This is a genomic window from Actinomycetospora chiangmaiensis DSM 45062 (assembly GCF_000379625.1).
Taxonomy (GTDB): Bacteria; Actinomycetota; Actinomycetes; order Mycobacteriales; family Pseudonocardiaceae; genus Actinomycetospora; species Actinomycetospora chiangmaiensis.
This window is the reverse complement of sequence record NZ_KB903227.1, coordinates 1-24,448: the sequence shown is the minus strand read 5'-3', so window position 1 is coordinate 24,448 and position 24,448 is coordinate 1. Positions and strand designations below refer to the sequence as shown.

The window sequence follows — 24,448 nt, the reverse complement described above, 5'->3', positions numbered from 1 at the left end:
TCGTGATCCGGCGCACAGTGGCGCCGCCGAACGGAGGTACGGCGCGGGGATGAGCCTGAGCTTCTACCTGGACAAGGGCGCCTCGCTCGACCCCGACGCGCCGTGCCTCACCCTCGACGGGGACACCCGCACCTACGGCGAGGTCGTCGAGCTCTCGCAGGCGGTGGCCCGGGCGCTGCGCCGCTCGGGGGTGGCTCCCGGCGACAAGGTCGGCATCCTCTCGGCCAACGACCCGACCGCGTTCACCTGCGTGTTCGGCATCGCCCGCGTGGGCGCGGTGTGGTGCCCGATCAACCCGCGCAACGCCGCCGCGGAGACCGCGGACCTGCTCGACCTCTTCGACTGCTCCGTGCTGATCCACCAGCCGGCGTTCGACGACCTGGTGGCGACGATCGCGCCGGACCTGCCCACGCTGCGGACGGTGGTGCGGTTCGGCCCCGCCGACGGCCGCGCGCAGGCGTTCGACGCGTGGCTCGACGCCGCCCGCGACGACCCGCTCGACGAGGCCGCCCCCGTCGTCGCCCTCGTGGGCACCGGCGGCACCACCGGGCGGCCCAAGGGCGTGATGCTGACCGACCGGAACCTCGAGGTGATGTCGGCGATCACGCTGATGAGCTACCCCTTCGAGGGGCGCCCGGTCTACCTCGCCCTCGCGCCGCTCACCCACGCGGCGGGCGTGCTGTGCTTCCCGGTCCTCGCGCGCGGCGGCGAGGTCGTGATCATGGCGAAGCCCGACGTCGGGCGGTTCCTGACGCTCATCGCGGCGCACCGGGTCACGCACACGTTCCTGCCGCCCACCCTGATCTACATGGTGCTCGGCCACGCGGATCTACCGGGCACGGACCTCTCCTCGCTGCAGTGCTTCTGGTACGGCGCGGCCCCGATGTCGCCGACGCGGCTGGCGGAGGCACTCGAGCGCATCGGACCGATGGCCCAGCTCTTCGGGCAGTCGGAGGCGCCGATGATGATCTCGACGATGGCACCGGCCGACCACCGGCGTCCCGACGGTTCGATCCACACCGAGCGGCTCTCCTCGGCCGGGAGGCCCTCGCCGCTGGTCACCGTCGCGATCCTCGGGCCCGACGGGCAGCCGGTGCCCCGCGGCGAGCGGGGCGAGATCGTCGTGCGCAGTGCCCTCGTCATGGCCGGCTACTACCGCGACCCGGCGGCCACCGCCGAGGTCTCGGCCCACGGCTGGCACCACACCGGCGACATCGGGTTCCTCGACGACGAGGGTTTCCTCTTCATCGTCGACCGCGCGAAGGACATGGTCATCACGGGCGGGTTCAACGTGTACTCCGCCGAGGTGGAGCGGGCGTTGATGGCCCACGACGGGGTCCGGGACTGCGCGGTGGTCGGCCTGCCCGACGAGAAGTGGGGCGAACGCGTCGTCGCGGTGATCCAGCCCCAGCCCGACACCACCCTCGATCCCGCCGAGCTGCTGGGCTTCGTCAAGGCCCGGGTCGGCAGCGTGAAGACCCCCAAGCAGGTCGAGTTCTGGCCCGACCTCCCGCGCTCGACCGTCGGCAAGGTCCTCAAGGCCGACATCCGCACCACGCTCGCTCGGCAGCCCTGACGGCACCGAGCCCCTGATCCGGGGTCCCGCGCGGGCGGGACCTCCCACACCGACGTGAGGAACGAAGGATGACCGAACTGGCAGGCAAGCGCGTCTTCGTCACCGGCTCCGGCGCGGGCATCGGCAAGGCGATCGCCGCCCTGTTCACCCAGAACGGCGCCCGGGTGGTGGTCAGCGACCTCGACCCGGCCGCCAGCAAGAGCGCCGCCGACGAGGTCGGCGCGGCCGGCGTCGCCGACTGCGACGTCACCGACGAGGCCCAGGTCCAGGCGGCCATCGGGAAGGCGGTGGAGATCCTCGGCGGGCTCGACGTCCTGGTGAACAACGCCGGCATCGAGATCTCCTCGCCACTGCTGCAGCAGTCGACCGAGAGCTTCGACAAGATCTGGGCCGTCAACGTGCGCGGCCCGTTCGTGGCGATGAAGGCGGCGATCCCGCACCTCATCGAGTCCAAGGGCAACATCGTCAACATCGCCTCGGTGGCCGGGGTCGGCGGCAGCCCGCTGCTCGGCTCCTACTGCGCCACGAAGGCGGCCGTCATCCAGCTCACCCGCGTCACTGCCGTGGAGATGCGCCCGACCGGCGTCCGCGTCAACGCGGTCTGCCCGGGCTTCGCCGACACGGCGATGGTGGAGCGGCTCGTCCCCGACTTCGAGGCGGCCACGCAGATGCCCTTCGCCGACCTCGTCGCGATGAAGCAGGGCCGGCTGGGGACGCCGCAGGACATCGCCGAGGTGGCGTCTTTCCTCGCCTCCGACCGCGCCTCCTGGGTGACCGGCAGCCACTACGTCCTCGACGGCGGCCTCACCGCGTCGCTCGTCTGAGCGCACGCCCGACCGGGCCCCCGACAACGCACTCCGGGGGCCCGGCCGACGCGGCGTCAGGGCGCCTCGAGGAGCGCCCGGATCTCCTCGACGACCGCGTCCGGGCGGTCGAGGGCGACCAGGTGCCCGGCGTCGTCGAGCAGGCGGGGCGGGGGAGCGCCGAGCGCGGCCGCCAGGTCCCCCTGGCCGGCGACCCACCGTGCCCGGCCACGACCGGAGCCGGCCGCGCCGACCAGCACGCGGACGGGGACGCCGGGGGCGCCGCGCTCGCGCTGCCACGCGCGCACCGCGGCCTGCAGCGCCGCGTGCCCGAACCAGGCGTCGACCGTGGTCCGGGCCCAGCCCCGCGACCCGTAGACCTCGCGCACCACGGCCGCGGACAGCCGGTCCCGACGACGGGTGGAGGTGGCCCGGACGCCCAGCCGGCGGACCACCGGCCCGAGCACGGCGGCGATGCCGGTGGCGAGGACCAGGTCCGCGAGGAGCCGCCCGACCCGGACGAGCCCGGCGGGGGCGAGGCGGACCGAGCGCTCGTGGGACGCGTCGACCAGGACGGCGCCCGCGACGCCGGTGTCGGGGTCGTGGTCGCGGCCGCGGTACAGCATGGCCTGCACGTGGAGCCCGCCCGAGGAGTGGCCGACGAGCAGGAGCGGCCGGGCCGCGCCCTCGAGGCGCCGGGCGAGCCGGTCCGCGACCGCGTCGGGCGTCCAGTCCGCCCGGGTGCGCAGCGGGGGAGCGTCCGCGGGGTCGACGACGAGGACCGTGACCTCGGCGGACAGGGCGTCGACCACCGCGTCCCACTCACCCGGCGCCGACCCGAGCCCCGGCACGACGACGACGGTGCGCGCCCTCACCGCCGGCTCCAGTGCGACCCGCCGAGGACCACCAGCCCGATCGTGACCAGCACCGCGGACAGGGCGAGCACCTGGACCCGCTGCACCCACCCGACGACGTCGTGCAGGCCCAGCCCGACGGTCTCCTGCAGGACGACGACGAGCCCCGGCGCGGCGACCAGCACCAGCCCGACGAGCAGCGCCCCCTCGCACGGGGACGCGCGTTGGTCGGCGCCCCGGTCGGCGGACCGGGCGGTCACGAGCAGCGCCACCGCGACGAGCGCGGCCGCATCTGCCACGACGCTGGTCACCTCGTGGACCCCGAAGGCCAGCGCCGACCGGGACGCCTCCGCGGCGGCGCACGCGGCGTCCGCGGAGGGGGCGCACGCCATCGGGGCGGCGACGTCGAGGAAGGTCGCCACGCCGAACAGGCCGAGCGCGCCACCGGCCCAGCGGACCGCGACGAGGCGGCTGCCGCGGACCACGTGGATGCCGGACACCACGACGACGATCCCGACGACGGCGTCCACCACGCGGAACGCCGCCCCGTGCGGCTGGTCCAGCGCGGCGAGCTCGCTGACGTAGGACCGGCCGGGGTCGAGGTCCGTGTCGAGGAGCGGGGCCACGAGGAACGCGGAGTAGACGACCCCGGCCGCCACGGTGGCCGCGCCGACGACCCGGTCGGTGTCGCCCGCCCGCTCGTGGGTGGTCATAACTCCTCCTCCCGCGCCCCGACCCCCCTCGACCGCTCAGATACCCACCCGTGTCCCCCGATCGACGCGGACATCTAGGCTGCCCGACGACAAGCGCTCGACCCCGGAGGCGCGACATCGCGCCGCGCGGAGGAGGGGCAGTGGCGACCACCCTCGACGGCGCTGCGGCGCCGCTCTCCGTGCTGCTGGTCGAGGACGACGACGCGGACGCGCTCCTGGTCGCCGAGCACCTCGCCGACGCCGAGGTCGCAGGCGGTTTCCAGGTCTCCCTGCACCGGGCGCGGTCGCTCGCCGAGGCCGACCGGTACCTCGACCGCGTCGAGTGCGTCCTGCTGGATCTCGCGCTGCCCGACGGCGAGGGACTCGACGCCCTGAAGCGGGTCCTGCGCGACCACGGCGGACCGGCCGTCGTCGTCCTGACCGGCCGGCACGATTCCGAGCTCGGCACCCGCGCCGTCGCCGCCGGGGCCCAGGACTACCTGCTCAAGCACCACGTGGACGGCGCGTCGCTGGAGCGGTCGCTGCGCTACGCCGTCGAGCGGGTCCGCGGCGAGCGGGTCCGCCAGCAGCTGTGGGACGCCCAGTCCCGCGCCGAGGAGAACGTCCGCCTCGAGCGCGGGCTGCTCCCGAACCCGTTGGTCTCCGACCCCGACGTCGCCATCGCCGTGCGCTACGAGCCCGGCGGTGGACGGCGGTTGCTCGGAGGCGACTTCTACGACGCCGTGGAGGGGGCGGACGGGACCCTGCACGTGGTGATCGGCGACGTCTGCGGGCACGGCCCCGACGAGGCGGCCCTCGGGGTGAACCTCCGGATCGCGTGGCGGACGGTCGTCCTCGCCGAGACCTCGGGCACGCAGATGCTGCCGACCCTCGGGCGCCTGCTCGTGCACGAGCGGGCGCGCACCGGCATCTTCGCGACGTTGGCCGTGCTCACCGTCGACCCCGACCGGCGGCGGGCGCGCCTGCGCCTCGCCGGGCACCCGCCACCCGTCCTGATGCAGCTCGACGGAGGGGTGCGGCCGCTGCCCGTGAGCCGGCTCGGGCGCCCGATCGGGATCGTCGCCGACGACCGGTGGGAGGACCTGGAGATCGAGCTCCCGCACCGGTGGGGGCTGCTGCTCTACACCGACGGGCTGGTGGAGGGCCGCCCGGTGCCGTCGTCGGTGGCCGAGGGGGAGGACGTGCTCGGGACCGACGGCCTGCTCGCGGTCGTCGAGCGGTGCCTGCGCGAGGAGACGGACGAGGGGTTCGAGGCGGAGCGGATGCTGGAGCGGGTCATGACGCAGGTCCGGGCACTCACCATCGAGCGGATCGACGACGTCGCCGCCGTGCTGGTGGTGTCGGGCCGGTGAGCGCCGGGGTGTCGGTCGGCGCCGCGGTGTCGGAGCGCGATCCGCTGGCCCGCCGGTCGCTGCACCGCCTGCTGGTCACCGCCGGGGCGGTCGGCGCCGCCCTCCTCGTCGTGATCGGCGTGGTGAACGGGCTGGCGCTCGTCGCGCTGGCGCGGGAACGGGCGGCCCTGCGGGACGTGGTCGGAGCGGCCGCGCTGGAGCGGGCGAGCGCGGCGGCGCGCACCGTCGACGTCGTCGGGCTGATGGCCCTGGTGGTCCTCTTCGTCGGGCTGGTCGGGCTGCTGCTCTGGCTGCGGCGGGCCGTCGTCCGCCCGACCGAGCAGCTCGCCGCCGAGGTGCGCGACGTCGCCTCCGGGGACCTGCAGCGCCCGATCGGGGTCCGCGGGCCCCGCGAGATCACGTCGTTGAGCCGCGACGTCGACGCGATGCGGCGCTCGCTCCTCACCGAGATGGCGGCGATCGAGCAGGCCCGGGCCGAACTCGACGCCCGCGGCCGGGAGCTGGAGCGGTCGAACTCCGACCTCGAGCAGTTCGCGTACGTCGCGTCCCACGACCTGCAGGAGCCCCTGCGCAAGGTCACGAGCTTCTGCCAGCTCCTGGCGCGCCGCTACGGCGGGCAGCTCGACGAGCGCGCCGACCAGTACATCGAGTTCGCCGTCGACGGCGCGAAGCGCATGCAGGTGCTCATCAACGACCTGCTCGCCTTCTCCCGGGTGGGCCGCGCGGACGGCCCGGTGGAGGTGATCGACAGCGGCGAGCTGCTCGACCGCGCCGCCCGCAACCTCGCCGGCGCCCTCGAGGAGACCGGGGGCGAGATCACCCACGACGACGGGCTGCCCCGGGTGCAGGCCGAACCGGCCCTGCTGGCCACCGTCTTCCAGAACCTGCTCGGCAACGCGCTCAAGTTCCACGGCGAGGAACCGCCGCGGGTCCACGTGGCCGCCGGGCGGGACGGCGACCGTTGGCTCCTGCGGTTCACCGACAACGGCATCGGCATCGAGCCGGAGTACGGCGAGCAGATCTTCACGATCTTCCAGCGCCTGCACGGCAAGTCCGCCTACCCGGGGACCGGCATCGGCCTCGCGATGTGCCGCAAGATCGTCGAGCACCACGGCGGCGCCATCTGGCTGGAGCCCACCCCGGGCCCCGGCAGCACCTTCGTCGTCGCCCTGCCGGTGCTCGACGACCCCGACGACCCCGACGAACCCGACGACCCGCTGGAGGACACCCATGACGCCGCCTGACGAGATCGACGTGCTGCTGGTCGAGGACGACGAGGGCGACGTCCTCATGACCCGCGAGGCGTTCGAGCACCACAAGCTCCGCAACACCCTGCACGTCGTCCCCGACGGGGTGGCAGCCCTGGAGTTCCTGCGCCGCGAGGGGTCCCACGCCGACGCGCCCCGACCGGGTCTGATCCTGCTCGACCTCAACCTGCCGCGGAAGGACGGCCGGCAGGTCCTGGAGGAGATCAAGTCCGACGAGAGCCTGCGCGCCATCCCGGTGGTCGTCCTGACCACCTCGCAGGCCGAGGAGGACATCCTGCGCAGCTACGACCTGCACGCCAACGCCTACGTCGCGAAGCCCGTCGACTTCGAGCGCTTCATCGACATCATCCGGCAGATCGACGACTTCTTCGTGTCGGTGGTGAAGCTGCCCCGCTGAGGGCTGCGGCAGGATGTCCGCGCCGTCGTTCCGTTGTCCTCCCGGAGGTGCCCGTGCCGCAGCCCGTCGACTTCACGAACGTCTCCACGGAGGGCCTCGAGTCCTCCCCGGTGGCGCAGGCCCTGGCCGGTCTGCGCGCGAACGAGGCGCGGTACTTCTCGACCAAGTACGGCCACGTCTTCACCGTCGACCCGGCCGCCGAGGTGCCCGAGGTCGTCGACTGGGTGACGACGATCCTCGCCGAGGAGCGGGACATCGTCATCGCCTCCCCGCCGCTCGAGGCGACGGGCTTCGAGGCGGGCGGCATCCGGTTCGCCTACGTGTTCTACGAGTCGGGCCTCTCGATCAACGTGATGTACGGCCTCGAGGAGGGTTCGAAGCGCGCCGTCGGGTTCAAGCTCTCGGAGGGCATGGAGGTCCCCGAGGAGCTGGCCACGCGGTTCAAGTTCGCGCGCCAGCGCTCGAAGCTGGCCGGGACCATCCGCGGCAGCTTCTTCGTCATCAAGGGCGAGCACTAGACGCACCGGGCACGAGACGCACCGGGCACTAGCCCCGTGCGCGGTACGCCTCCTGGAAGGCCGGCACGGCGTCCGCGCCGCGCACCGCGTCGGCGCTGAGCACCTCGTCGACCGGACGGCCGCGCAGCACCTGCTTGACGGGGCGCTCCAGCTTCTTACCGGTGAGCGTGCGGGGGACCGCGGGGACGGCGGCGATGAGGTCGGGGACGTGTCGCGGCGACAGGTGCCGCCGGATGTCGCGGACGATGCGTCCGCGCAGGTCGTCGTCGAGCTCGGCGTCGGGAACGAGCTCGACGAACAGCAGGAGCTCCCCGGAGCCGCCCTGGTCGTCCTCGAGGTGCACGACGAGGGAGTCGGCCACCTCCGGCATGTCCTCGACGACGTCGTAGAACTCGGCCGTCCCGAGGCGCACGCCGCCGCGGTTGAGCGTGGCGTCCGAGCGCCCGGTGATCACGCAGGTGCCGCGCTCGGTGAAGCGGACCCAGTCCCCGTGGCGCCAGATGCCGGGGTAGGTGTCGAAGTAGGCGTCGCGGTAGCGCTCGCCGTCGGGGTCGTTCCAGAACGAGACCGGCATGGAGGGCATCGGGGCCCGCACCACGAGCTCGCCGAGCTGCTCGACGACGACGTGGCCCGCCTCGTCGAAGGCGGCGACGTCCAGGCCGACGCCCGCCCCGGACATCTCGCCGCGGTAGACCGGCTGCCACGGACCACCCCCGACGAAGCCGCTGCACACGTCGGTGCCGCCGCTGAACGGGTTGAGGATGACGTCCGGGCCGAGGTGCTCGTAGACGTAGTCGAAGGCCTCCGCGGGCAGCGGTGCCCCGGTGGTGCCGATCTGGCGCAGCTCCGGCCACCGTGGAGGGACGACGCCGGTCTTGCGGCACGACATCAGGTAGCCGGGGCTGGTGCCGAACAGGACGACGCGCTCGTCCGCGGCGAGCCGCCACTGGGTCTCGAGGTCGGGCCAGAGGGGGTTGCCGTCGAGCAGCACGATGGTGCCGCGGTGGAGCAGCACCGAGATCGTGATGTTCCACATCGCCCACGCGGTCGTGGTGAACCACAGCGTCCGGTCGCCGGGGTGGATGTCGAAGTGCAGCCCGAACAGGCGCAGGTGCTCGAGCAGGATCCCGCCGTGCCCGTGGACGATCGCCTTCGGCAGGCCCGTCGTGCCGGAGGAGAACAGCACGTAGAGCGGGTGGTCGAACGGCACCGGCTCGAACTCGAGCGGGCCCGGCTCCGCGAGCAGCTCGTCCCAGGTCATCGCGTCGGGCACCGCATGGGCGCCGTAGTCCAGGCCGACGACGTGCCGGACCGTCGGCAGGCCGGCGCGGATGCTGGCCAGCTCGTCGCGCTGGTCGATGTCCTTCGTGCCGTAGCGGTACGAGGCGACGGCGATGAGCACGCTCGGCTCGACCTGCCCCAGGCGGTCGACGACGCTGCGGGCGCCGAACTCCGGCGCGCACGCCGCCCAGATCGCGCCGAGGCTCGCGGCGGCCAGGAACACGACGATGGTCTCGGGGACGTGGGGCAGGTACCCGACGACACGGTCGCCCCGCCCGACGCCGAGCCGCACCAGCCCCGCGCGGGCGCGCGCGACCTGGTCCCGCAGCTCGCCGAACGTGAGCTCGGAGTCCCCCCGCGTCTGCGAGCGGCCGACGATCGCCGGCAGGTCGGCGTCGGCCTCGGTGCCCACCATGTGCTCGGCGTAGTTCAGCTGCGCGCCCGGGAACCACCGCGCCCCGGGCATCTCGGTCGACCCGAGCACCGCCTCGTAGCTCCCGGCCACCCCGAAGTGGTCCCAGATCGACGCCCAGAACGCCTCCGGCTCGGCCACCGACCAGCGCCACAGGTCGCGGTAGTCGTCGAACGTCAGCCCGCGCGTCGACGACAGGTATTCCAGGTAGTCGCCCAGTCCGGTGCCGTCGGGGGACCCCGCCGGGCGCAGCAACGTCGGTTCCTCCGCAGCGCTCATGGGAGATGATCGTGCCGTGACCGGCGTCTCATGACGAGAGGACCCGGCCGATCGACCGGGTCGGCGTTCGCCCGGTCGGCGGCTCCCGGTCGGGCGGTGGAGCGCGTCGTCCCGAGTCCGGCAGCGAGGCCCCGACCAGGACGGCCGGGGCCTCGCACCGGGGCTCAGGACACCGTGATCTCGACCCGGCGGCTCGCAGCCGTGCTGGGCCGCGGGTCGGTGTCGGCGGCACCGCGGGTCTGGATGCGGCTCCCGTCGATCCCGCCGCTCGTGAGGCGCTGCGCCACGGCGGCGGCCCGCTGGTCGGAGAGCTGCTGCGCGGCCGGGCCGACACCGCGGCTGACGGGGGCGGCGTAACCGGTCACGACGACCCGCGCGGCCGGGGCTCCGGCCAGCTCCCGGGCGACCTCGTCGACCGCACGGGCTCCGCTCGCGGTGAGGGCGGGGCTGTCGGGTGCGAACGTCACCGGGGTCGCCGCGAGGGTCTGCTGTACCCGTGCGGCGACGGCGACGGCGGCGACGTCGCCTCCGGCGCCGGCTGCGCCTGCGCCGGCTGCACCGGCGCTGCCGGGGGCCGGCGACGACCCCGGCGCGGCCGGGTTGCCGGGAGCAGCGGTGCCGCCGGGAGCGGCCGCTCCGGGAGCCGGCTGTCCGGGAGCGGTCGGCTGACCGGCTCCGGCGCCACCGGGTGCCCCGGCGGGAGGTGCGGCCGGTGCGCCGGAGGACGGCCCGGCGGCACCGGCGGCACCGGGCTGCTGGTCGGAGCCCGACCCGCACCGCGACGCCAGCAGCAGGATCAGCAGCACGACGACCACGGCCAGCAGCACCCAGGCCCACCAGGGTCGTCGAGGGCGTGGGCCACCGGCGCCCACACCGCCGGTGCCGCCGGTGCCGCCGGCGGGTCCTCCGGGGCGGCCGACGCGGTTGGCTCCGGACGCGCCGGCCGGGACGGCGCCGGCACCCGCGGGGACGTCCCTGCGGTCATGGTCGGGGTTGCTCATGGAGTGAACTCCTCGGGGTGGTCGCGACGCCGTCCCGTGCCGTGGGCGGCCGGGGACGTCGCGGCTCGCTCCCCGCGGTGGGCGGGGAGTGCGGACGTCGGGGGCGGGTCAGCGCGGGTCGGTGCCCGGGACCGGGATGCCGTGCGGGTCGGTGGGCTCGGTGCGCAGCGTCGGGTCGTCCCCGGGCGTCGCGGGCGTCGCGGGCGTCGCGGCCGGGCCGGCCTGGCCGGGCGCGTACTGCCGGGTCTCGGTCTGGCCGGGCGCGTACTGCTGGGCCTCGGCCCGGCCGCGCTGGTAGCCGGTCTGCAGGTCGGCGCGGACCTGGTCGCTGTTCTGCTGGGCCTTGCGGTACCCGGAGTTGATCAGGTCGGCGGCGGCGTCGCGGCCACCGAGCCCGAAGGCCAGCGCGGCGCCGAGGGCCAGCGCCCCGATCAGGGCGATGAAGGTCGCGTTGACGATGACCTCGGCGATGCCGAGCTGGTTGAGGATCATGAACACCGCGATGACCATCACCAGGGTGGGGGCGGCGGAGCGGGCGACGCGGCCGGTGGGGGTGTCACCCATGGTGCGGTGCACCAGCCCGCCGACGGCGGCGGCGATCGCGGCGGCGACCAGGAAGATCAGCAGCGCGGCGATGACGTTGGGCAGGTAGGACAGCACCAGGTCGACGAACCCGGTGACCGCGGGGATGTTCAGGGTGCCGACCGCGGAGACGATGACGAAGACGAGCAGCACCCACTGCACGACCAGCCCGACGAGCTTGGCGGGGCTGCCGTCGGGGGAGAAGCGGGTGACGTACTCGCCGCCGGAGCCGTGGGTCAGGCGCTGGTCGAGCCGGACGCGTTGGAGCAGTCGGGTGATCGCGGCGCGTAGCAGGCGGGCGATGAGGTAGCCGATGAGCAGGACCAGCAGGGCCCCGATCACGTTGGGGATGTAGTTCAGCAGGGTGGTGAACGCGTTCTGCAGCGACTGCAGCGCGTTGAAACCGTCGTTGGGCATCGTCGCTCCTCGCTCGGTGTCGGATGCCCGCGTTTCCCGGGCGGCGCTTCACACGAAACCGACTTGTCGCGGCCGGGCGACATATCGGCCGGATCGTTCGAACGGAGACAGGAAGCGACCGGAATTGCTCCGGATGCGTCGGCGATCGGGGATTGCGTCGCGCGGACATCGGCCATCCCTCGGTCCGCGTGGGCGGGCCACCGCCCCCGGCGAGGACATCTGACGTCCCGCCGCTCGTCGAATCCAGGCGAACCGCGCTCGTGACGACACCGTCCGTCCCCCCGTGCAGCCCACGGGGGGAGCGGCGGCAATTCCGACGACCCCTGGAGGCGTCCACTCATGGCCGTCAACACCGACCGTCCCCAAGACCTGTACGACGCGACCGTCATCGGTGAGAACGGGGAGAAGCTCGGCAAGGTCGACGCCGTCTTCCTCGACAACCGCACCAGGCGGCCCGAGTGGGCCGCCGTGAAAACCGGCCTGTTCGGCATCCATGTCTCGCTGGTCCCGCTGGCGAGGGCATCCTCCGACCACGGCGCCCTGCGCGTGCCGTACAGCAAGGACGAGGTCCAGAAGGCTCCGCACCACGACCCGGACCGGGAGCTCTCGGTCGAGGAGGAGAAGCAGCTGTTCGACCACTACGGCGTCGAGTACGGCGGCGACACCGCCACCGCACGCACCCCCGACGACGCGAGGGGGAAGGACGAGGCCGCCGGGACCCGGCGCGGCGCCGTCGGGCACGACACGTCCGGCCCGACCACCGACGAGGCGATGACCCGGTCCGAGGAGGAGCTCCACGTCGGCACCGAGACCCGCGAGCGGGGACGGGCGCGACTGCGCAAGTACGTGGTCACCGAGACCGTGACCGAGACCGTCCCGGTCTCCCGCGAGGAGGTCCGCGTCGAGCGGGAGCCGATCACCGAGGAGAACGCCGCGGCCGCCCACGACGGGCCGGCGATCTCCGAGGAGGAGCACGAGGTCGTCCTGCACGAGGAGCGGCCCGTCGTCGGCAAGGAGACCGTGGCCAAGGAGCGGGTCCGTCTCGGCACGGAGACCCAGCGGGACCACGAGCAGGTGTCCGAGGAGGTCCGCAAGGAGCACATCGAGACCCCCGACGAGGCGGCCGACACCGGACGGTCCGGGCGGCGGTGAGCCCGACGACGGGTGGGTCCTGCTCGGCAGGACCCACCCGTCGTCGTGCCGACGGCTCTACCGTGGCCGGGTGACGTCGCCCGACGAGCCTGCGGGATCGTCGGGCCTCGTGCGGCTCGGTGTGGCCGGGAGCCGGTTCGAGGCATGGCGGGGGCGTCCGTCCGGCGGGCCGTGGGTGCCCGCGATGGTGCTCTTCGGCGACGGGTTGGCGCGCGCCGTCGAGGAGGTCGCGGACCGACGCGGTGCGGCCGTCCCGGTCGCCGGCGCCCTGCTGTTCGAGGGCTACGCGCAGCGGATCGTGCCCCCGGTGATCGGGGGATGGATCGTCGACGGGGGCGTCCCGGCCTGCGGGTTGGCCGACGTCGCCGTCGAGTGGGCCGGAGGACGGACGGTCCGGATCGCCTGTGCCGACGGCCCCGACAGCGGGCCGGACCGGTTGCTGGACGCCAACCTGGTCCCGGCGCTCGAGGCGGTGCACGCCGCGACCGGGGTCGGACGGCGGGTGCTGCGGGGCGCGGTGGCGCACGCCGTGTGCGTCGCGTTCCTGCATCTCTCGTGGCCGAAGCCGGACCCGGCCGACGACGTGATACGGCTCCGCGAGGTCCTCGAGCGGTTCGGGCTCGACAGCCTCGTGCACCACGAGGCCCTCCTCGTGGGGGACCGGCCGTGGTTGTACGCGGAGCGCCGCAGTTGCTGCCTCGCGTTCCGCGCGGCCGACCACCGGGGCGCGACCGTCCCGTTCTGCGCCACGTGTCCCGTGGTGCCGGAGGCCGACCGGCGCCGGTCGTTCGAGGCGGCCGTGGCGGCGTTCGTGCAACGCACGGTGCCGCCGAGCTGACCCGAGACGTCGAGACCGGTGCGACCTCCGCGCCGGCGCCGATCACACTGGGGTCGTGGATCTCGGGTTCCGTGATGCGGTCGGGGCGGTGGCGGCCTGATGCGGCTGCGGGTGGCGACGTGGAACGTGTGGTGGCGCTTCGGGGACCCCGACCGGCGGCGGGACGCGATCGTGGCCGTGCTGCGCGAGCTCGACGCCGACGTCGTGGCGCTGCAGGAGGTGTGGTGGCACGGCGAGGGCAGCTTCGCCGACGACCTGGCCGCAGAGCTCGGGATGCAGGTCGCGCTGCGTCCCTCGCGGGACCCGGCGTCGTGGGTGTCCTCGCTGCCCGGGGCGGAGGCCTACGGGATCGGCAACGCGGTGCTGGCCCGCGGCACGCTCGGCGAGCCCGTGGTGGCGCCGCTGCCGGCGCCGCCGCGAGAGGGCGCGACCCGGATGGTGCTCGACGTCGTGGTCGACACCCCGGCCGGCTCGTGCCGGGTGGTGACCGTGCACCTGACCTCGACCCCGTCCTCGCGGCTGCGCTGCGAGCAGGTCCGGGCGCTCGCGGCGCACGTCGCCGCGGCGCCGTCCACCGACCTGCCCCCGGTCGTGCTCGGCGACTTCAACGCCGAGCCCGACTCCGACGAGATGCGGATGCTGGAGGGGCTGCTCACCGAGCCCGCCGCCCCCGGCCTGCTCCTGGCCAACGTCCGCCGGTGGGCGCTCGACCCCGCGGAGGCGACGTTCACCCCGGCCAACCCGCACGTCGTGGCCACCGCGGCACCCCCGGTGCGGATCGACCACGTGCTCGTCGGGCTGGGCCGCGGCACCGTCCCCGTGCGGATCGCACGCTCCGCGGTGTTCGGCGCCGCCCCGGTCGCCGGGGTGTGGCCGTCGGACCACGCGGGCGTCGTCACCGACCTCGACGTCGGGCCGCCGTGACGGCCGCGCTCCGGGCCGGCCCTCGGGTCACGGGCGCATCCCGAGCTCGTGGAGCAGTGCCTCGACCCGGCGTCCGGCGACGCTCCCCGGTGACGGGAAGTCGCGCAGCTTCGTGACGGCACCGGTGAACGCGCGCTCGTCCGGGGTGAGCAGGTGCTGGTACCGGTCGTCGAGCAGGAAGGACGCGTCGTCTGTGGCGTGGTGCGCGACGAGGTCGAGGAAGATCTCCATCCGGCGGGCCGCGTCCGCGACCACCGCGTCGGTGCGCGCCGGGTCGTCGGGGCGCTCGGCGAAGGCCTGGTAGCGCAGCTCGCCCTCCCACATCCGGCGGCGCAGCGGCTCGTCGAGCAGGGCCAGTGCGGTGCCCAGCACCCGGTCGTCCTCCCGGACGCGGCGGACCTCGTCGGCCAGGTGCAGGAAGTTCTCGTCGGCCAGGGAGAACCCGGCGAACAGCACGTGGCGGGTCATGAGCAGGCCCTGCACCACCCCGGCCAGGGCGCCCTGCGCGCCCTCGAAGCGCAGGTAGTGGTCGCGGGTCAGGACGACGTTGCGCCGACGCGCGAGATCCCCGTGCAGCTTGAGCAGATAGGGCCGGTCGGCGCGCACCGGTTCGAACGGCAGGACCGCGGGAGCCCGCCCGACCGCGGCCAGCGCGCGCTCGAACAGGTCGTCGTAGTTCGTCGTCGCCGCCTCCCACATGGGCAGCGCCGCCAGTAAGGCGTGGGAGAGGCCGTACCGGTGGGTGGACAGCACCGCGGCCAGGGCGTCCTCGAGCGGTTCGCGGAGCAGGCGCTCGATGAGCATCGCCGCGTCCTGGGCCGGCAGCAGGCGGAGCTCCGCGACGTCCGCCGCCGGGATCTCCGCGCGACGGGCCAGCTGGTCGAGCAGCATCGACCACGACGGGAGACCGGCGCTCATGCTCACCCCGGCGCCGAGGAACAGCGCGAGCTCGTTGACCCGGGCCCGCTGCGCGAGGTCCTCGGCCGTGGCGACCTCGGCCGGGGTGAGCCGGTGCTGCGACCGACCGCGCCGCACGTGCTGGGCCGCGGCGTGGTCGCGTGCCGAGCGGAGCACCAGAGCGACGTCGTGCCCGGCGTCGGCGTGCGCCTCGAGGACCTCGAGGACGGCCGCGATGACGTCGCCCCGACGCGATCCCGCGTCCCCTCGCCCCGCACCCACCAGCGGCACGGCGGTGAGGTGGCGCGACCGGCCCCGGCGGGGCGGTCGACCGCGTTGGTCCGCGGCGACGGCGTCGAGGACGTCGCGGACGGCGGCGGTGTAGGACGAGGCCGCCCACGGCGACCCGGACCCGGCGTCGAGCGGCCAGATCCCCTCGCCCCAGGGCTCTCGGTCCCGAGGGACGAGACGGTGCCAGTTCGGGCTGACCTGGCCCGCGGAGTCCGTCGGGACGACGACGTCGTCGCACGCCAGCTGGGTCAGGTCGCCGTGCACCACGAAGACGTGCCCACGCGTCATCCGACGGGCTCCCTGGGGGATGGGCGCCGGCCCACGCCGGCGCGGCGGTTCGGCTGCGACCGACGGACGCGCGGCCTCAGGGAGGCGGAGCGCCGAAGTCGTCGAGGACGCGCTCCAGCGGCGCGGGATGGACCGCGACCCCACCGGCGAACGGGTGGTCGATGGCGACGGCGACGAACAGCAGCACCCCGATGAGCGCCGCGAGGCTGGCGGTCATCACCGTGTGCAGCACCGCGCTGCCCAGCCCGAAGATCATGGTGAAGCCGATCGTCACGGCGGCGCCCACGATCAGCGCCAGCCACAGCACGCCGGGGACGCCCTGGGTCACGTAGTCCAGGCGCGCCGAGCGGGCCGTGACCAGGTCGTTCAGGCGATCGGCCTCGACCTGCTTGTACTGCAGCTCGTCCGGGGTGGTCGCGGGCATGGTGGCCAGGTACTCGGAGATGTCGTCGAGCGCGTGGGCCGTCTCGGGCGAGCCCGGCTCGCCGCGGGCCATCGCCGGCCAGTCGCTCTCGACCGCGGCGGCCGCGTAGGTCCGCACCTCGCCGTGGACCCGTTCGCGGACGGGCGGCGGGAAGGCGGCGCTGTCGCGGTAGATCGTGCGCAGCGCGCTGGCCTCCTGCCCCACCACGTGCTCGGCCTGGCTGAAGTTCTCCCAGCTCACGATCACCACGAAGCCCAGCAGGACTGCATAGATCACCCCGACGACCGCGATGATGAAGCCGGCCACCTCGTTGTGGTCGCCGTCGCGCAGCGCGGGCCAGGCCCGCCGCAGTCCGCCCTGGCCGACGACGACCAGCGCCGGCATGCCCACGACCAGCAGGAGGCCGAGGAGCCAGATCGGCCAGCCCGACATGTCAGCCGGGCAGCTCGGCGCCGACCCGGACGGCCGCCGGACGCAGCGCGCGGGCCTGCTCGACCCCCAGCACCGGCAGCCCCGCCGGGTCGAGCAACCCGATCTGGACCAGCAACGACGCCTGGTCCCAGTAGAGGTGCTCGTAGTCGACCAGGCCGTCGCGGAACCCGATGATGCCCACGACCAGCAGTTCCACCGGCCGGCCCGTGGGCGCCACCCCGGGCAGGAAGGCGTCGATCACGCGGTCGTGGGTGAACGTCATGAACATCTCGTCCACCACCCGCTCCGCGTCGACGGTGCGCGACAGCCGGGTGATGACCGTGTCGTCCGGCCACTGCCCGATGAAGTGGTCGGTGTAGAACGCCGCCACGGCCTCCTGCCCGGAGCCGCCGGCGCCGCTCGGCACGTGCAGCACGGTCGGCTCGGGCGTCATCGTGGCCATCGTCGCGGCCACGTCCTGCACGACGAACTCGTCGGCGACGTGCTCGTCGAACACCGCTCCGAGGTCGGGCCCCGTCCGGTCCTCCGTGGTCATCGTTCCCCCCTGTGCCTCCGCCTTCCCGTTCGCGACCAGCCTGCTCCCGGGGACGGACCCGCACGACGGGCATCCGGACGAACTCAGCGCGCCGACCTGCGTCGGACGTCCGTTTCGGACCCGTCCGTCCGCCCGGAGGGAGCGGCGGGGTACACAAGATGCAGACACGACGAAGGCCCTGACCGCACCGGTCAGGGCCTTCATGTCGGGGTGCGCCGTCAGGGACTCGAACCCCGAACCCAGTGGACTGGGTTCACGGTCGCCACCGTGGGCTGTGGTGAGCATCGGCGCTGGTCAGTGACGGTGCCCCACGGAGTCGATCATCAGTCGTACGGCGTTGTGACGGTCGATCTTGTGACGTAAGCGGACTGCTAAGCGGTCGCTTGATGTCGATCACCACGCTGGCGAGGCCGGGGCGCAGTGTCGGGCTCCCAAGGCCGATCGGTCAGCTACTACGCTGTGCCCGTGATCACGGGGGAGCTGCGGAACAAGATCGACGGGGTCTGGAACGCCTTCTGGTCGGGCGGCATCTCCAACCCGCTGGAGGTGATCGAGCAGATCACCAACCTGCTCTTCATCCAGCGCCTCGACCACGAGCAGCGCCTCAAGGAGCGCACGGCTCGCGTCACCAAGGAGCCCGTCAAGGACCCGATCTTCGCTCCCGACGAGCAGGGCCTCCGGTGGACCGAGTTCAAGATGCTCGACCCCGAGACGATGTACCAGCGGGTGGCCGATGAGGTGTACCCCTTTGTACGCCGGCTCGGTGGAGACGGCTCGACCTACTCGGAGTTCATGGGCGACGCCCGGTTCACCATCCAGAGCCCTGCGTTGCTGGACAAGGTTGTCGGCCTGCTCGATGCGATTCCGCGCGACAAGCCGGACACAAACGGTGACCTCTACGAGTACCTGCTCTCCAAGCTCTCGACGTCTGGCGTCAACGGCCAGTTCCGTACCCCGCGGCACATCATCGACCTCATGGTGCGGATGACGGCGCCACAAGTGGGCGACACGATCTGCGACCCGGCGTGCGGAACGGCTGGCTTCCTCGTCTCCGCCGCCGAGTACGTCCGTGACAAGTACCCGTCGGTCGGCACCGATGCTGGCCAACGGCAGCACTTCCATCACCGGATGTTTCACGGGTTCGACTTCGACTCGACCATGCTGCGCATCGGAAGCATGAACATGCTCCAGCATGGGGTCGCCGCGCCCGACATCCGATACCGCGACTCGCTGTCCGAGGGCGCTAGCGAGGAGACCGGCCGCTACACGCTGATCCTGGCCAACCCGCCCTTCGCCGGCTCGCTCGATTACGAGTCAACGGCGAAGGACCTCCAGCAGGTCGTCAAGACCAAGAAGACAGAGCTGCTCTTCCTTGCGCTGTTCCTCCGCCTACTGGAGCCGGGTGGTCAGGCGGCAGTTATCGTCCCGGACGGCGTACTGTTCACGGCCTCAAAGGCGCACAAGGAGATTCGTCGCATCCTAGTGGAGGATCAGAAGCTTGATGCCGTTGTGAAGCTTCCTGCTGGCGTGTTTCGCCCTTACGCAGGGGTCTCAACAGCTATCCTCTTCTTCACAAAGACCGATAATGGCGGCACTGACGATGTCTGGTTCTACGATGTTCGCGCCGATGGCTTCTCGCTCGACGACAAGCGTAATCCAATCGAGTCTGACGATCTGCCAGACGTTCTGGATCGATGGTCCGAGCGGAACGGCCTAGAACGTGAGCGTGACCGCACGGAACAGTCGTTCGTAGTAGCGAAGTCTAGCATCGCTGAGCAAGACTATGACCTATCACTCAGTCGCTATCGAGAGGTCAAAGACAGTAATATCAACCATCGTCCGCCGCTCCAAATTATCGCCGATCTCGAAACGCTCGAGGAGGAGAGCGCGAAGGCGTTAGCCGAGCTCAGGGCGCTGCTTTCATGATGGTCGAACATGTTGCCTTTATGGACGCCGTTGAGGACGTCTCCCGCGGAAATAGGAAGGTCCCGAAATCGGATCTTCAAACTTCAGGGCCTCTGGCAGTTGTCGACCAGGGGCGCCAGCTCGTCGCGGGATTCACTCACGATATGAGCTGTCAGGTCGCAACTCCCGGGGCGCTTATCGTGTTCGGTGACCATACTAGAATATTGAAGCTTGTTGATTTTCCCTTCGCCATGGGCGCTGATGGTGTAAAGGTCCTACGCGCGAAGAGTGGGTTTCGGACGAAGTTCATTTATCATTTCTTGAGATCGCGAAATCTATCAAGTGAAGGCTACGCTCGCCACTTCAAGTTCCTGAAGAGGATTGATATTCCACGCATGAGTCTCGAGGAGCAAGATCGAATCGTCGAGATTCTAGACCGGTCGGAAGTCGTCCTTGCTCGAAGGGGTGAAGTCGTCCAAAACCTTGAACACCTCGTGCTTTCCATTTTTCGAGAGATGTTCGGGCCGAGAAGCTCCCGTGCTGTTACCGATCGCAAGGCGGATCCTACCTCTCAGGGTTGGTCGTGGACTCGCCTCGATGAGGTCGCTGAGTTGGCGACAGGGCACACCCCGGATCGCGGACGACCCGAATACTGGCAAGGTGATATTCCTTGGGTCTCGTTGCCGGAGATTCGCCGACTTGACGGCAAGACGGTTAACGACACCGAAATTCGGGTCACCAGAGCGGGTATCGATAATTCCTCCGCCGTTCTGTTGCCGGAGGGCACGGTTTGCTTTTCTCGAACCGCGTCGGTCGGATTTGTGACCAAGTTAGGTCGACCGATGGCCACTTCTCAGGATTTTCACAACTGGGTACCGGGTCCGGAGATCGATTCAACGTACCTGATGACGGCCCTTCGGGCGTCTCGGTCGCACCTGCTCAGCTTGAGCGACGGGTCGATTCACAAAACCATCTATCAGCGCGTAGCGAGGAGGTTCCGGGTGTTAATTCCGCCGCTGGACCTGCAGCAAGAGTTCGCGCGGCGAGCGAATATGATCGACATGCGGTTAGTCGCTGCATATAGAGGGTTGGATATGGGCGAGGCGCTTCATTCCTCGCTGGAGGTGCGGGCGTTCCGAGGGGAACTCTAATGGGCAACTTTGACTTCGTCGAGGCGACGCTGCCGTCGATGGCCGGTGATTGCCGTCGGGCGGAGTCGTACATGGCGAGCGACCCGAGCGCGGCCTGCTTCTACAGCCGTCGCGCCGTTGAGGTGCTCGTCGGGCACCTCTACCGAGTGCTGAACCTGCCGACGCCGTACAAGGACGACCTGGCGGCGCGGATCAATCAGGGTGCCTTCACCGCGGAGGCTGGCCAAAGCATCACTCAGAAGCTCAACCTGATCCGCAAGGTCGGCAACACTGCGGTGCACGAGAACAGGTCGATGCCGCCGCGCGTCGCCCAGGATGTCCTGCGCGAGCTCCACCACGTGATGGTGTGGGCGGCGTTCCGGTACTCGACCGATCCGGACGCGGTTCCGACGCGGGCGCAGTTCGACCCGGCGCTCGCGGCGAAGGCCGCGCCGCTCAGCCGCGACGACGTCGCTAAGTTGGCCGCTAAGTTCGCTGCCCAGGACGCGGCGCACGCCAAGGCCCTCGCCGAGAAGGACGATGTCGCCCAGGCGCAGGCTGCCGAGATCGCCGAGCTGCGCGCCCAGATTCAGGCTGCGCAGGCGACGAAGAAGACCACGGTCGACGAACACGACTACACCGAGGCCGAGACCCGCGACCTGTTCATCGACGTCCTCCTCGCCGAGGCGGGCTGGCCGCTGGCCAACCCGCACGACCGCGAGTACGAGGTCACAGGGATGCCCAACGAGAGCGGTAAGGGCCTCGTCGACTACGTCCTGTGGGGCGAGGACGGGCTCCCGCTCGCGGTGGTCGAGGCCAAGCGCACGACGAAGAGCGCCCACGAGGGGCGTCACCAGGCTGACCTCTACGCCGACTGCCTGGAGGCGAGGTTCGGCCGCCGCCCCGTCGTGTTCTTCACCAACGGGTATGAGCACTGGCTCTGGGATGACGTCGGTGGCTACCCGCCGCGCAAGATTCAGGGGTTCTTCACCCGTGACGAGCTGGAGCTGATGATTCGGCGCCGCACGACGAGGGGGCCGCTCGTCGGTGCGCCGATCGACGGCGCGATCGTCGAGCGTCCCTACCAGCGCAAGGCCATCGCGGCCGTCGGGCAGGCCCTCGACGAGAAGCAGCGCGACGCGCTGCTGGTCATGGCCACCGGATCGGGCAAGACCCGGACGGTGATTGCCCTGGTCGACCAGCTGCTCAAGGCGAACTGGGTGCGGCGGGTGCTCTTCCTCGCGGATCGGCTCGCTCTGGTGAACCAGGCCGTCAACGCATTCAAGACCCACCTGCCGGCGGCCACGACGGTCAACCTCGTCACCGAGAAGGTCACCGACGGCCGGGTGTTCGTGGCGACTTACCCCACGATGCTCAACGTCATCAATGCCACTGACGGCGGGCTCCGACGATTCGGCCCGGGCTACTTCGATCTTGTCGTGATCGATGAGGCGCACCGGTCGGTCTACCAGAAGTACGGGGCGATCTTCGAGTGGTTCGACGCGCTGCTCGTGGGGCTGACGGCGACCCCGAAGGACGAGGTCGACCACAACACCTACCACCTGTTCCACCTCGAGGACGGAGTCCCCACCGACGCTTACGACCTCCAGCAGGCCGTCGACGACGGGTACCTCGTGCCGCCACGAGGCGTCGCCATCGGCACGAAGTTCCTGCGCCACGGCATCACCTACGCCGGGTTGAGCGAGGCAGAGAAGGAGCAATGGGACGCGCTCGACTGGGGCGAGGACGATCCTCCCGACGAGATCGGTGCCGAGGAGATCAACAAGTTCCTGTTCAACGAGGACACGGTCGACAAGGTCCTCGCCGAGGTCATGGAGAGGGGCTACAAGGTCGCCGGCGGTGACCGGCTTGGCAAGACGATCGTGTTCGCTAAGAATCAGGCACACGCCGAGTTCATCCAGCAGCGCTTCGACCTGCAGTGGCCGCAGTACGCGGGCGAGTTCGCCGCCGTGATCACCCACGGGACGCCGTACGCCCAGCACCTGATCGACTCCTTCTCGAACCCCGTGAAGGGCCCGCACCTCGCGATCTCGGTCGACATGCTCGATACCGGGATCGACGTGCCCGAGGTCGTCAACCTCGTCTTCTTCAAGGCCGTCCGCTCGAAGAGCAAGTTCTGGCAGATGATCGGTCGGGGCACGCGGTTGCGGCCTGACCTGTTCGGTCCCGGCCAGGACAAGACCGACTTCCTGGTCTTCGACTTCTGCGGCAACCTCGAGTACTTCAACCAGAACCTGCCCGGCGTCGAGGGCTCGGTGCAGAAGTCGCTGACCCAGCGGCTCGTCGAGCACCGCGTCGGGCTGGTCCGCGCACTCGACGCCACCAAGGCCGATGGCGCGCTGCGGGAGAGCACGGCGACGACGCTGCACGAGTTCGTCGTCGGGATGAGCCTCGACAACGTCCTCGTCCGACCTCATCGCGCGTGGGTGGAGAAGTTCGCGCAGCGCGACGCCTGGAGCGCGCTGTCCGACGACGACGCACGTGCCGTCGTCGAGCAGCTCGCTGGCCTGCCGTCGTCCGCGACGAAGGACGAGGAGGACGCAAAGCGCTTCGACCTCCTGGTGCTGCGCCGACAGCTCGCTCAGCTCGAGGGCGATGCGGTCGCCGTCGAGCGCCTCCGCGAGTCGATCCAGGGGATCTGCTCGGCGCTGTTGGGCAAGACGACGATCCCGTCGGTCGCGCAGCAGCAGGAGTTGCTCGAGGACGTCGCGGGCGACCAGTGGTGGGTCGACGTGACCCTGCCGATGCTCGAGCAGGTCCGGGTGAAGGTCCGAGGCCTGGTCCGGCTCGTCGACAAGATCCGCCGTGATCCCGTCTACAGCGACTTCACCGACGAGCTCGGGCAGTCCGTCGAGGTCAGCCTCCCCGGCACCACACCGGGCACGAATCCCGAGCGGTTCCGGGCCAAGGCGACCGCCTACCTACGCGCTCACGAGGACCATGCGGCCCTCCAGCGTCTGCGCCGGAACCTTCAGCTGACGCCTTTGGACCTCGAGCAGCTGGAGGCGATGCTGGTGGCCAGCGGTGCGGGGGAGCAGACCGACATTGACACGGCCGTCGAACAAGCGCACGGCCTTGGCCGCTTCATCCGGTCGCTCGTCGGACTCGACCGAAGCGCGGCAGTCGAGGCCTTCGCCACCTACCTCGACGACACCCGGTTCACCCTCGACCAGATCCGATTCGTCAACATGATCGTCGACGAACTCACAGCAAGCGGGCTCATGGAGCCCGGTCGACTGTTCGAAACCCCATACATCGATCAGGGCGCCGACGGGATCGACAGCTTCTTCCCCGAGAACGACGTCGAGGTGATCGTCGACATCCTCCACGACATCACCAAGCACGCCCAGCCCGTCGACGCCGCCTGAGCGCCGTACGGCCGTCATCGTTGGGATCGACATCGCAGCGCAGGGCCCGCGGACGTCCATCTGCGAGCTCACCTGGCACGCCCGGTCGGGCATCTGCTGAGTTCGGAACAGGCACCGATCCGGCCGTTCTCGCTGCGCTCCGGGGCGCGGACCGCGTTGGCGTCGACTGCCCGTTCGGATGGCCCGACTCGTTTGTGCGAGCGGTCACCGCAAACAGGACAGAGCGATGGCCGGAGGCCTACGACGCCGCGGGCGACGATCTGCTGTTTCCGCCGCACCGAGCTGGCGATTCGGCGTGACCCGGGCCTCCGGCCCCAGCCAGTCAAGGGGAGCCTGATGGGCCAGGTCGCCGTGCGGTGGGCGCGGCTGATGTGTGCGGTCTCGGGACATGGTTGACGGATTGTCGTCAGGACATGCTTGTCGTGGGAGCGTGTGACCATGCCTTGAAGCGGGTGAGGGGCTTGCTGGGGTCGCGGGCGAAGCTGCTGAGTTCGCGGTCTCCGTCGAGGACGCGGAAGCTGGTGTCCTCGGCGATGACGGTGATGGTCTTGCCGGCGTGCGCTCGGCCGATGCGCAGCCGTTGGCGGGCGACCATGACGACGCCGTNGGCGCCGACGACGCGCTGGGCGCGCGGAGCGTGAGCGGGCCTCGGGGCGGGCAAGACGCCGTCGGTGCGGCGGGCGCCGCGCAGCCTCAGACGCCGCTCGAGGTCGATGGTGTGGGGCCAGGAGCCGAGCAGCATCGTCCCGGCATGGGCGTGGATGAGGTGGCCGTCGAGGCGCAGCGCGAC

At 71.4% G+C, this 24,448-nt stretch carries 20 protein-coding genes; 12 read left to right on the top strand and 8 right to left on the bottom strand.

Translation table 11 applies throughout. The features are described 5' to 3' along the window. The first annotated feature begins 49 nt into the window (after positions 1 to 49). Positions 50 to 1,576 carry an acyl-CoA synthetase gene (locus A3CO_RS0112780; protein ID WP_018332648.1) on the top strand — a complete coding sequence of 509 codons (1,527 nt, stop codon included), beginning with the start codon at positions 50 to 52 and terminating at the stop codon, positions 1,574 to 1,576. A 68-nt stretch (positions 1,577 to 1,644) separates the two neighbouring features. Continuing rightward, positions 1,645 to 2,400: an SDR family NAD(P)-dependent oxidoreductase gene (locus tag A3CO_RS0112775; protein ID WP_018332647.1), complete on the top strand. Its 756-nt coding sequence runs from the start codon at positions 1,645 to 1,647 to the stop codon at positions 2,398 to 2,400. A gap of 56 nt (positions 2,401 to 2,456) precedes the next feature. On the opposite strand, the gene A3CO_RS0112770 is transcribed toward A3CO_RS0112775, so the two are convergent. Both A3CO_RS0112770 and A3CO_RS35790 read right to left on the bottom strand, forming a co-directional pair. Next, on the bottom strand, positions 2,457 to 3,254 hold the full coding sequence (locus A3CO_RS0112770; protein WP_018332646.1) for an alpha/beta fold hydrolase: 798 nt from the start codon (positions 3,252 to 3,254) through the stop codon (positions 2,457 to 2,459). Then, a complete protein-coding gene (locus A3CO_RS35790) occupies positions 3,251 to 3,946 on the bottom strand; it encodes a DUF998 domain-containing protein (RefSeq protein WP_018332645.1) in 696 nt (231 codons plus the stop codon). Before A3CO_RS35790 ends, A3CO_RS0112770 begins: the two co-directional genes overlap by 4 nt. Positions 3,947 to 4,086: 140 nt before the next feature. Here A3CO_RS35790 and A3CO_RS31895 point away from each other — a divergent pair, with 140 nt between their 5' ends. The 4 genes from A3CO_RS31895 to A3CO_RS0112745 are packed head-to-tail and all read left to right on the top strand — an operon-like array spanning position 4,087 to position 7,481. Continuing rightward, on the top strand, positions 4,087 to 5,298 hold the full coding sequence (locus A3CO_RS31895; RefSeq protein WP_018332644.1) for a PP2C family protein-serine/threonine phosphatase: 1,212 nt from the start codon (positions 4,087 to 4,089) through the stop codon (positions 5,296 to 5,298). Further along, positions 5,295 to 6,542, top strand: coding sequence for a sensor histidine kinase (locus tag A3CO_RS31890; protein ID WP_018332643.1), 1,248 nt, complete (start codon positions 5,295 to 5,297; stop codon positions 6,540 to 6,542). The genes A3CO_RS31895 and A3CO_RS31890 overlap by 4 nt, the downstream gene beginning before the upstream one ends. Beyond that, a complete protein-coding gene (locus A3CO_RS0112750) occupies positions 6,529 to 6,963 on the top strand; it encodes a response regulator (RefSeq protein ID WP_018332642.1) in 435 nt (144 codons plus the stop codon). Before A3CO_RS31890 ends, A3CO_RS0112750 begins: the two co-directional genes overlap by 14 nt. Before the next feature lie 53 nt (positions 6,964 to 7,016). Then, positions 7,017 to 7,481 (top strand): hypothetical protein, encoded by a 465-nt coding sequence (locus tag A3CO_RS0112745; protein WP_026204554.1) that lies wholly within the window; start codon positions 7,017 to 7,019, stop codon positions 7,479 to 7,481. Positions 7,482 to 7,509: 28 nt separating this feature from the next. Here the strand turns inward: A3CO_RS0112745 and A3CO_RS0112740 are convergent, their stop codons facing one another. From A3CO_RS0112740 to A3CO_RS31880, 3 genes are all read right to left on the bottom strand, one after another. After that, a complete protein-coding gene (locus A3CO_RS0112740; RefSeq protein WP_018332640.1) occupies positions 7,510 to 9,453 on the bottom strand; it encodes an acetoacetate--CoA ligase in 1,944 nt (647 codons plus the stop codon). A gap of 164 nt (positions 9,454 to 9,617) precedes the next feature. Next, positions 9,618 to 10,454 carry an OmpA family protein gene (locus tag A3CO_RS40005; RefSeq protein ID WP_084681795.1) on the bottom strand — a complete coding sequence of 279 codons (837 nt, stop codon included), beginning with the start codon at positions 10,452 to 10,454 and terminating at the stop codon, positions 9,618 to 9,620. 108 nt (positions 10,455 to 10,562) lie between these two features. Further along, complete coding sequence (locus tag A3CO_RS31880; protein ID WP_018332639.1) at positions 10,563 to 11,453, bottom strand: mechanosensitive ion channel family protein; 891 nt, start codon at positions 11,451 to 11,453, stop codon at positions 10,563 to 10,565. Between the two features lie 339 nt (positions 11,454 to 11,792). Between A3CO_RS31880 and A3CO_RS0112725 the strand changes: the two genes are divergently transcribed. The 3 genes from A3CO_RS0112725 (at position 11,793) to A3CO_RS0112715 (ending at position 14,367) form a co-directional block, all read left to right on the top strand. Continuing rightward, positions 11,793 to 12,605, top strand: a complete 813-nt coding sequence (locus A3CO_RS0112725) for a DUF2382 domain-containing protein (protein ID WP_018332638.1) — start codon at positions 11,793 to 11,795, stop codon at positions 12,603 to 12,605. Positions 12,606 to 12,675: 70 nt separating this feature from the next. Further along, complete coding sequence (locus A3CO_RS0112720; RefSeq protein WP_018332637.1) at positions 12,676 to 13,443, top strand: hypothetical protein; 768 nt, start codon at positions 12,676 to 12,678, stop codon at positions 13,441 to 13,443. A 99-nt stretch (positions 13,444 to 13,542) separates the two neighbouring features. Continuing rightward, positions 13,543 to 14,367: an endonuclease/exonuclease/phosphatase family protein gene (locus tag A3CO_RS0112715; protein WP_018332636.1), complete on the top strand. Its 825-nt coding sequence runs from the start codon at positions 13,543 to 13,545 to the stop codon at positions 14,365 to 14,367. Positions 14,368 to 14,394: 27 nt separating this feature from the next. On the opposite strand, the gene A3CO_RS31875 is transcribed toward A3CO_RS0112715, so the two are convergent. The 3 genes from A3CO_RS31875 to A3CO_RS31870 form a co-directional block, all read right to left on the bottom strand. After that, positions 14,395 to 15,843, bottom strand: a complete 1,449-nt coding sequence (locus tag A3CO_RS31875) for an SIR2 family NAD-dependent protein deacylase (protein WP_018332635.1) — start codon at positions 15,841 to 15,843, stop codon at positions 14,395 to 14,397. A 76-nt stretch (positions 15,844 to 15,919) separates the two neighbouring features. Then, positions 15,920 to 16,699, bottom strand: coding sequence for a bestrophin-like domain (locus A3CO_RS0112705; protein WP_018332634.1), 780 nt, complete (start codon positions 16,697 to 16,699; stop codon positions 15,920 to 15,922). Position 16,700: 1 nt separating this feature from the next. Then, a complete protein-coding gene (locus tag A3CO_RS31870) occupies positions 16,701 to 17,234 on the bottom strand; it encodes a nuclear transport factor 2 family protein (protein WP_018332633.1) in 534 nt (177 codons plus the stop codon). Positions 17,235 to 17,699: 465 nt separating this feature from the next. Between A3CO_RS31870 and A3CO_RS0112695 the strand changes: the two genes are divergently transcribed. From A3CO_RS0112695 to A3CO_RS0112685, 3 genes are read left to right on the top strand one after another with little or no spacing between them, the layout of a single operon-like run. Continuing rightward, positions 17,700 to 19,160, top strand: coding sequence for a type I restriction-modification system subunit M (locus A3CO_RS0112695; protein WP_026204550.1), 1,461 nt, complete (start codon positions 17,700 to 17,702; stop codon positions 19,158 to 19,160). Next, on the top strand, positions 19,157 to 20,290 hold the full coding sequence (locus A3CO_RS36795) for a restriction endonuclease subunit S (RefSeq protein ID WP_084681793.1): 1,134 nt from the start codon (positions 19,157 to 19,159) through the stop codon (positions 20,288 to 20,290). The genes A3CO_RS0112695 and A3CO_RS36795 overlap by 4 nt, the downstream gene beginning before the upstream one ends. Further along, a complete protein-coding gene (locus A3CO_RS0112685; RefSeq protein ID WP_018332630.1) occupies positions 20,290 to 23,658 on the top strand; it encodes a DEAD/DEAH box helicase family protein in 3,369 nt (1,122 codons plus the stop codon). Before A3CO_RS36795 ends, A3CO_RS0112685 begins: the two co-directional genes overlap by 1 nt. The last annotated feature ends 790 nt before the right edge of the window (positions 23,659 to 24,448 follow it).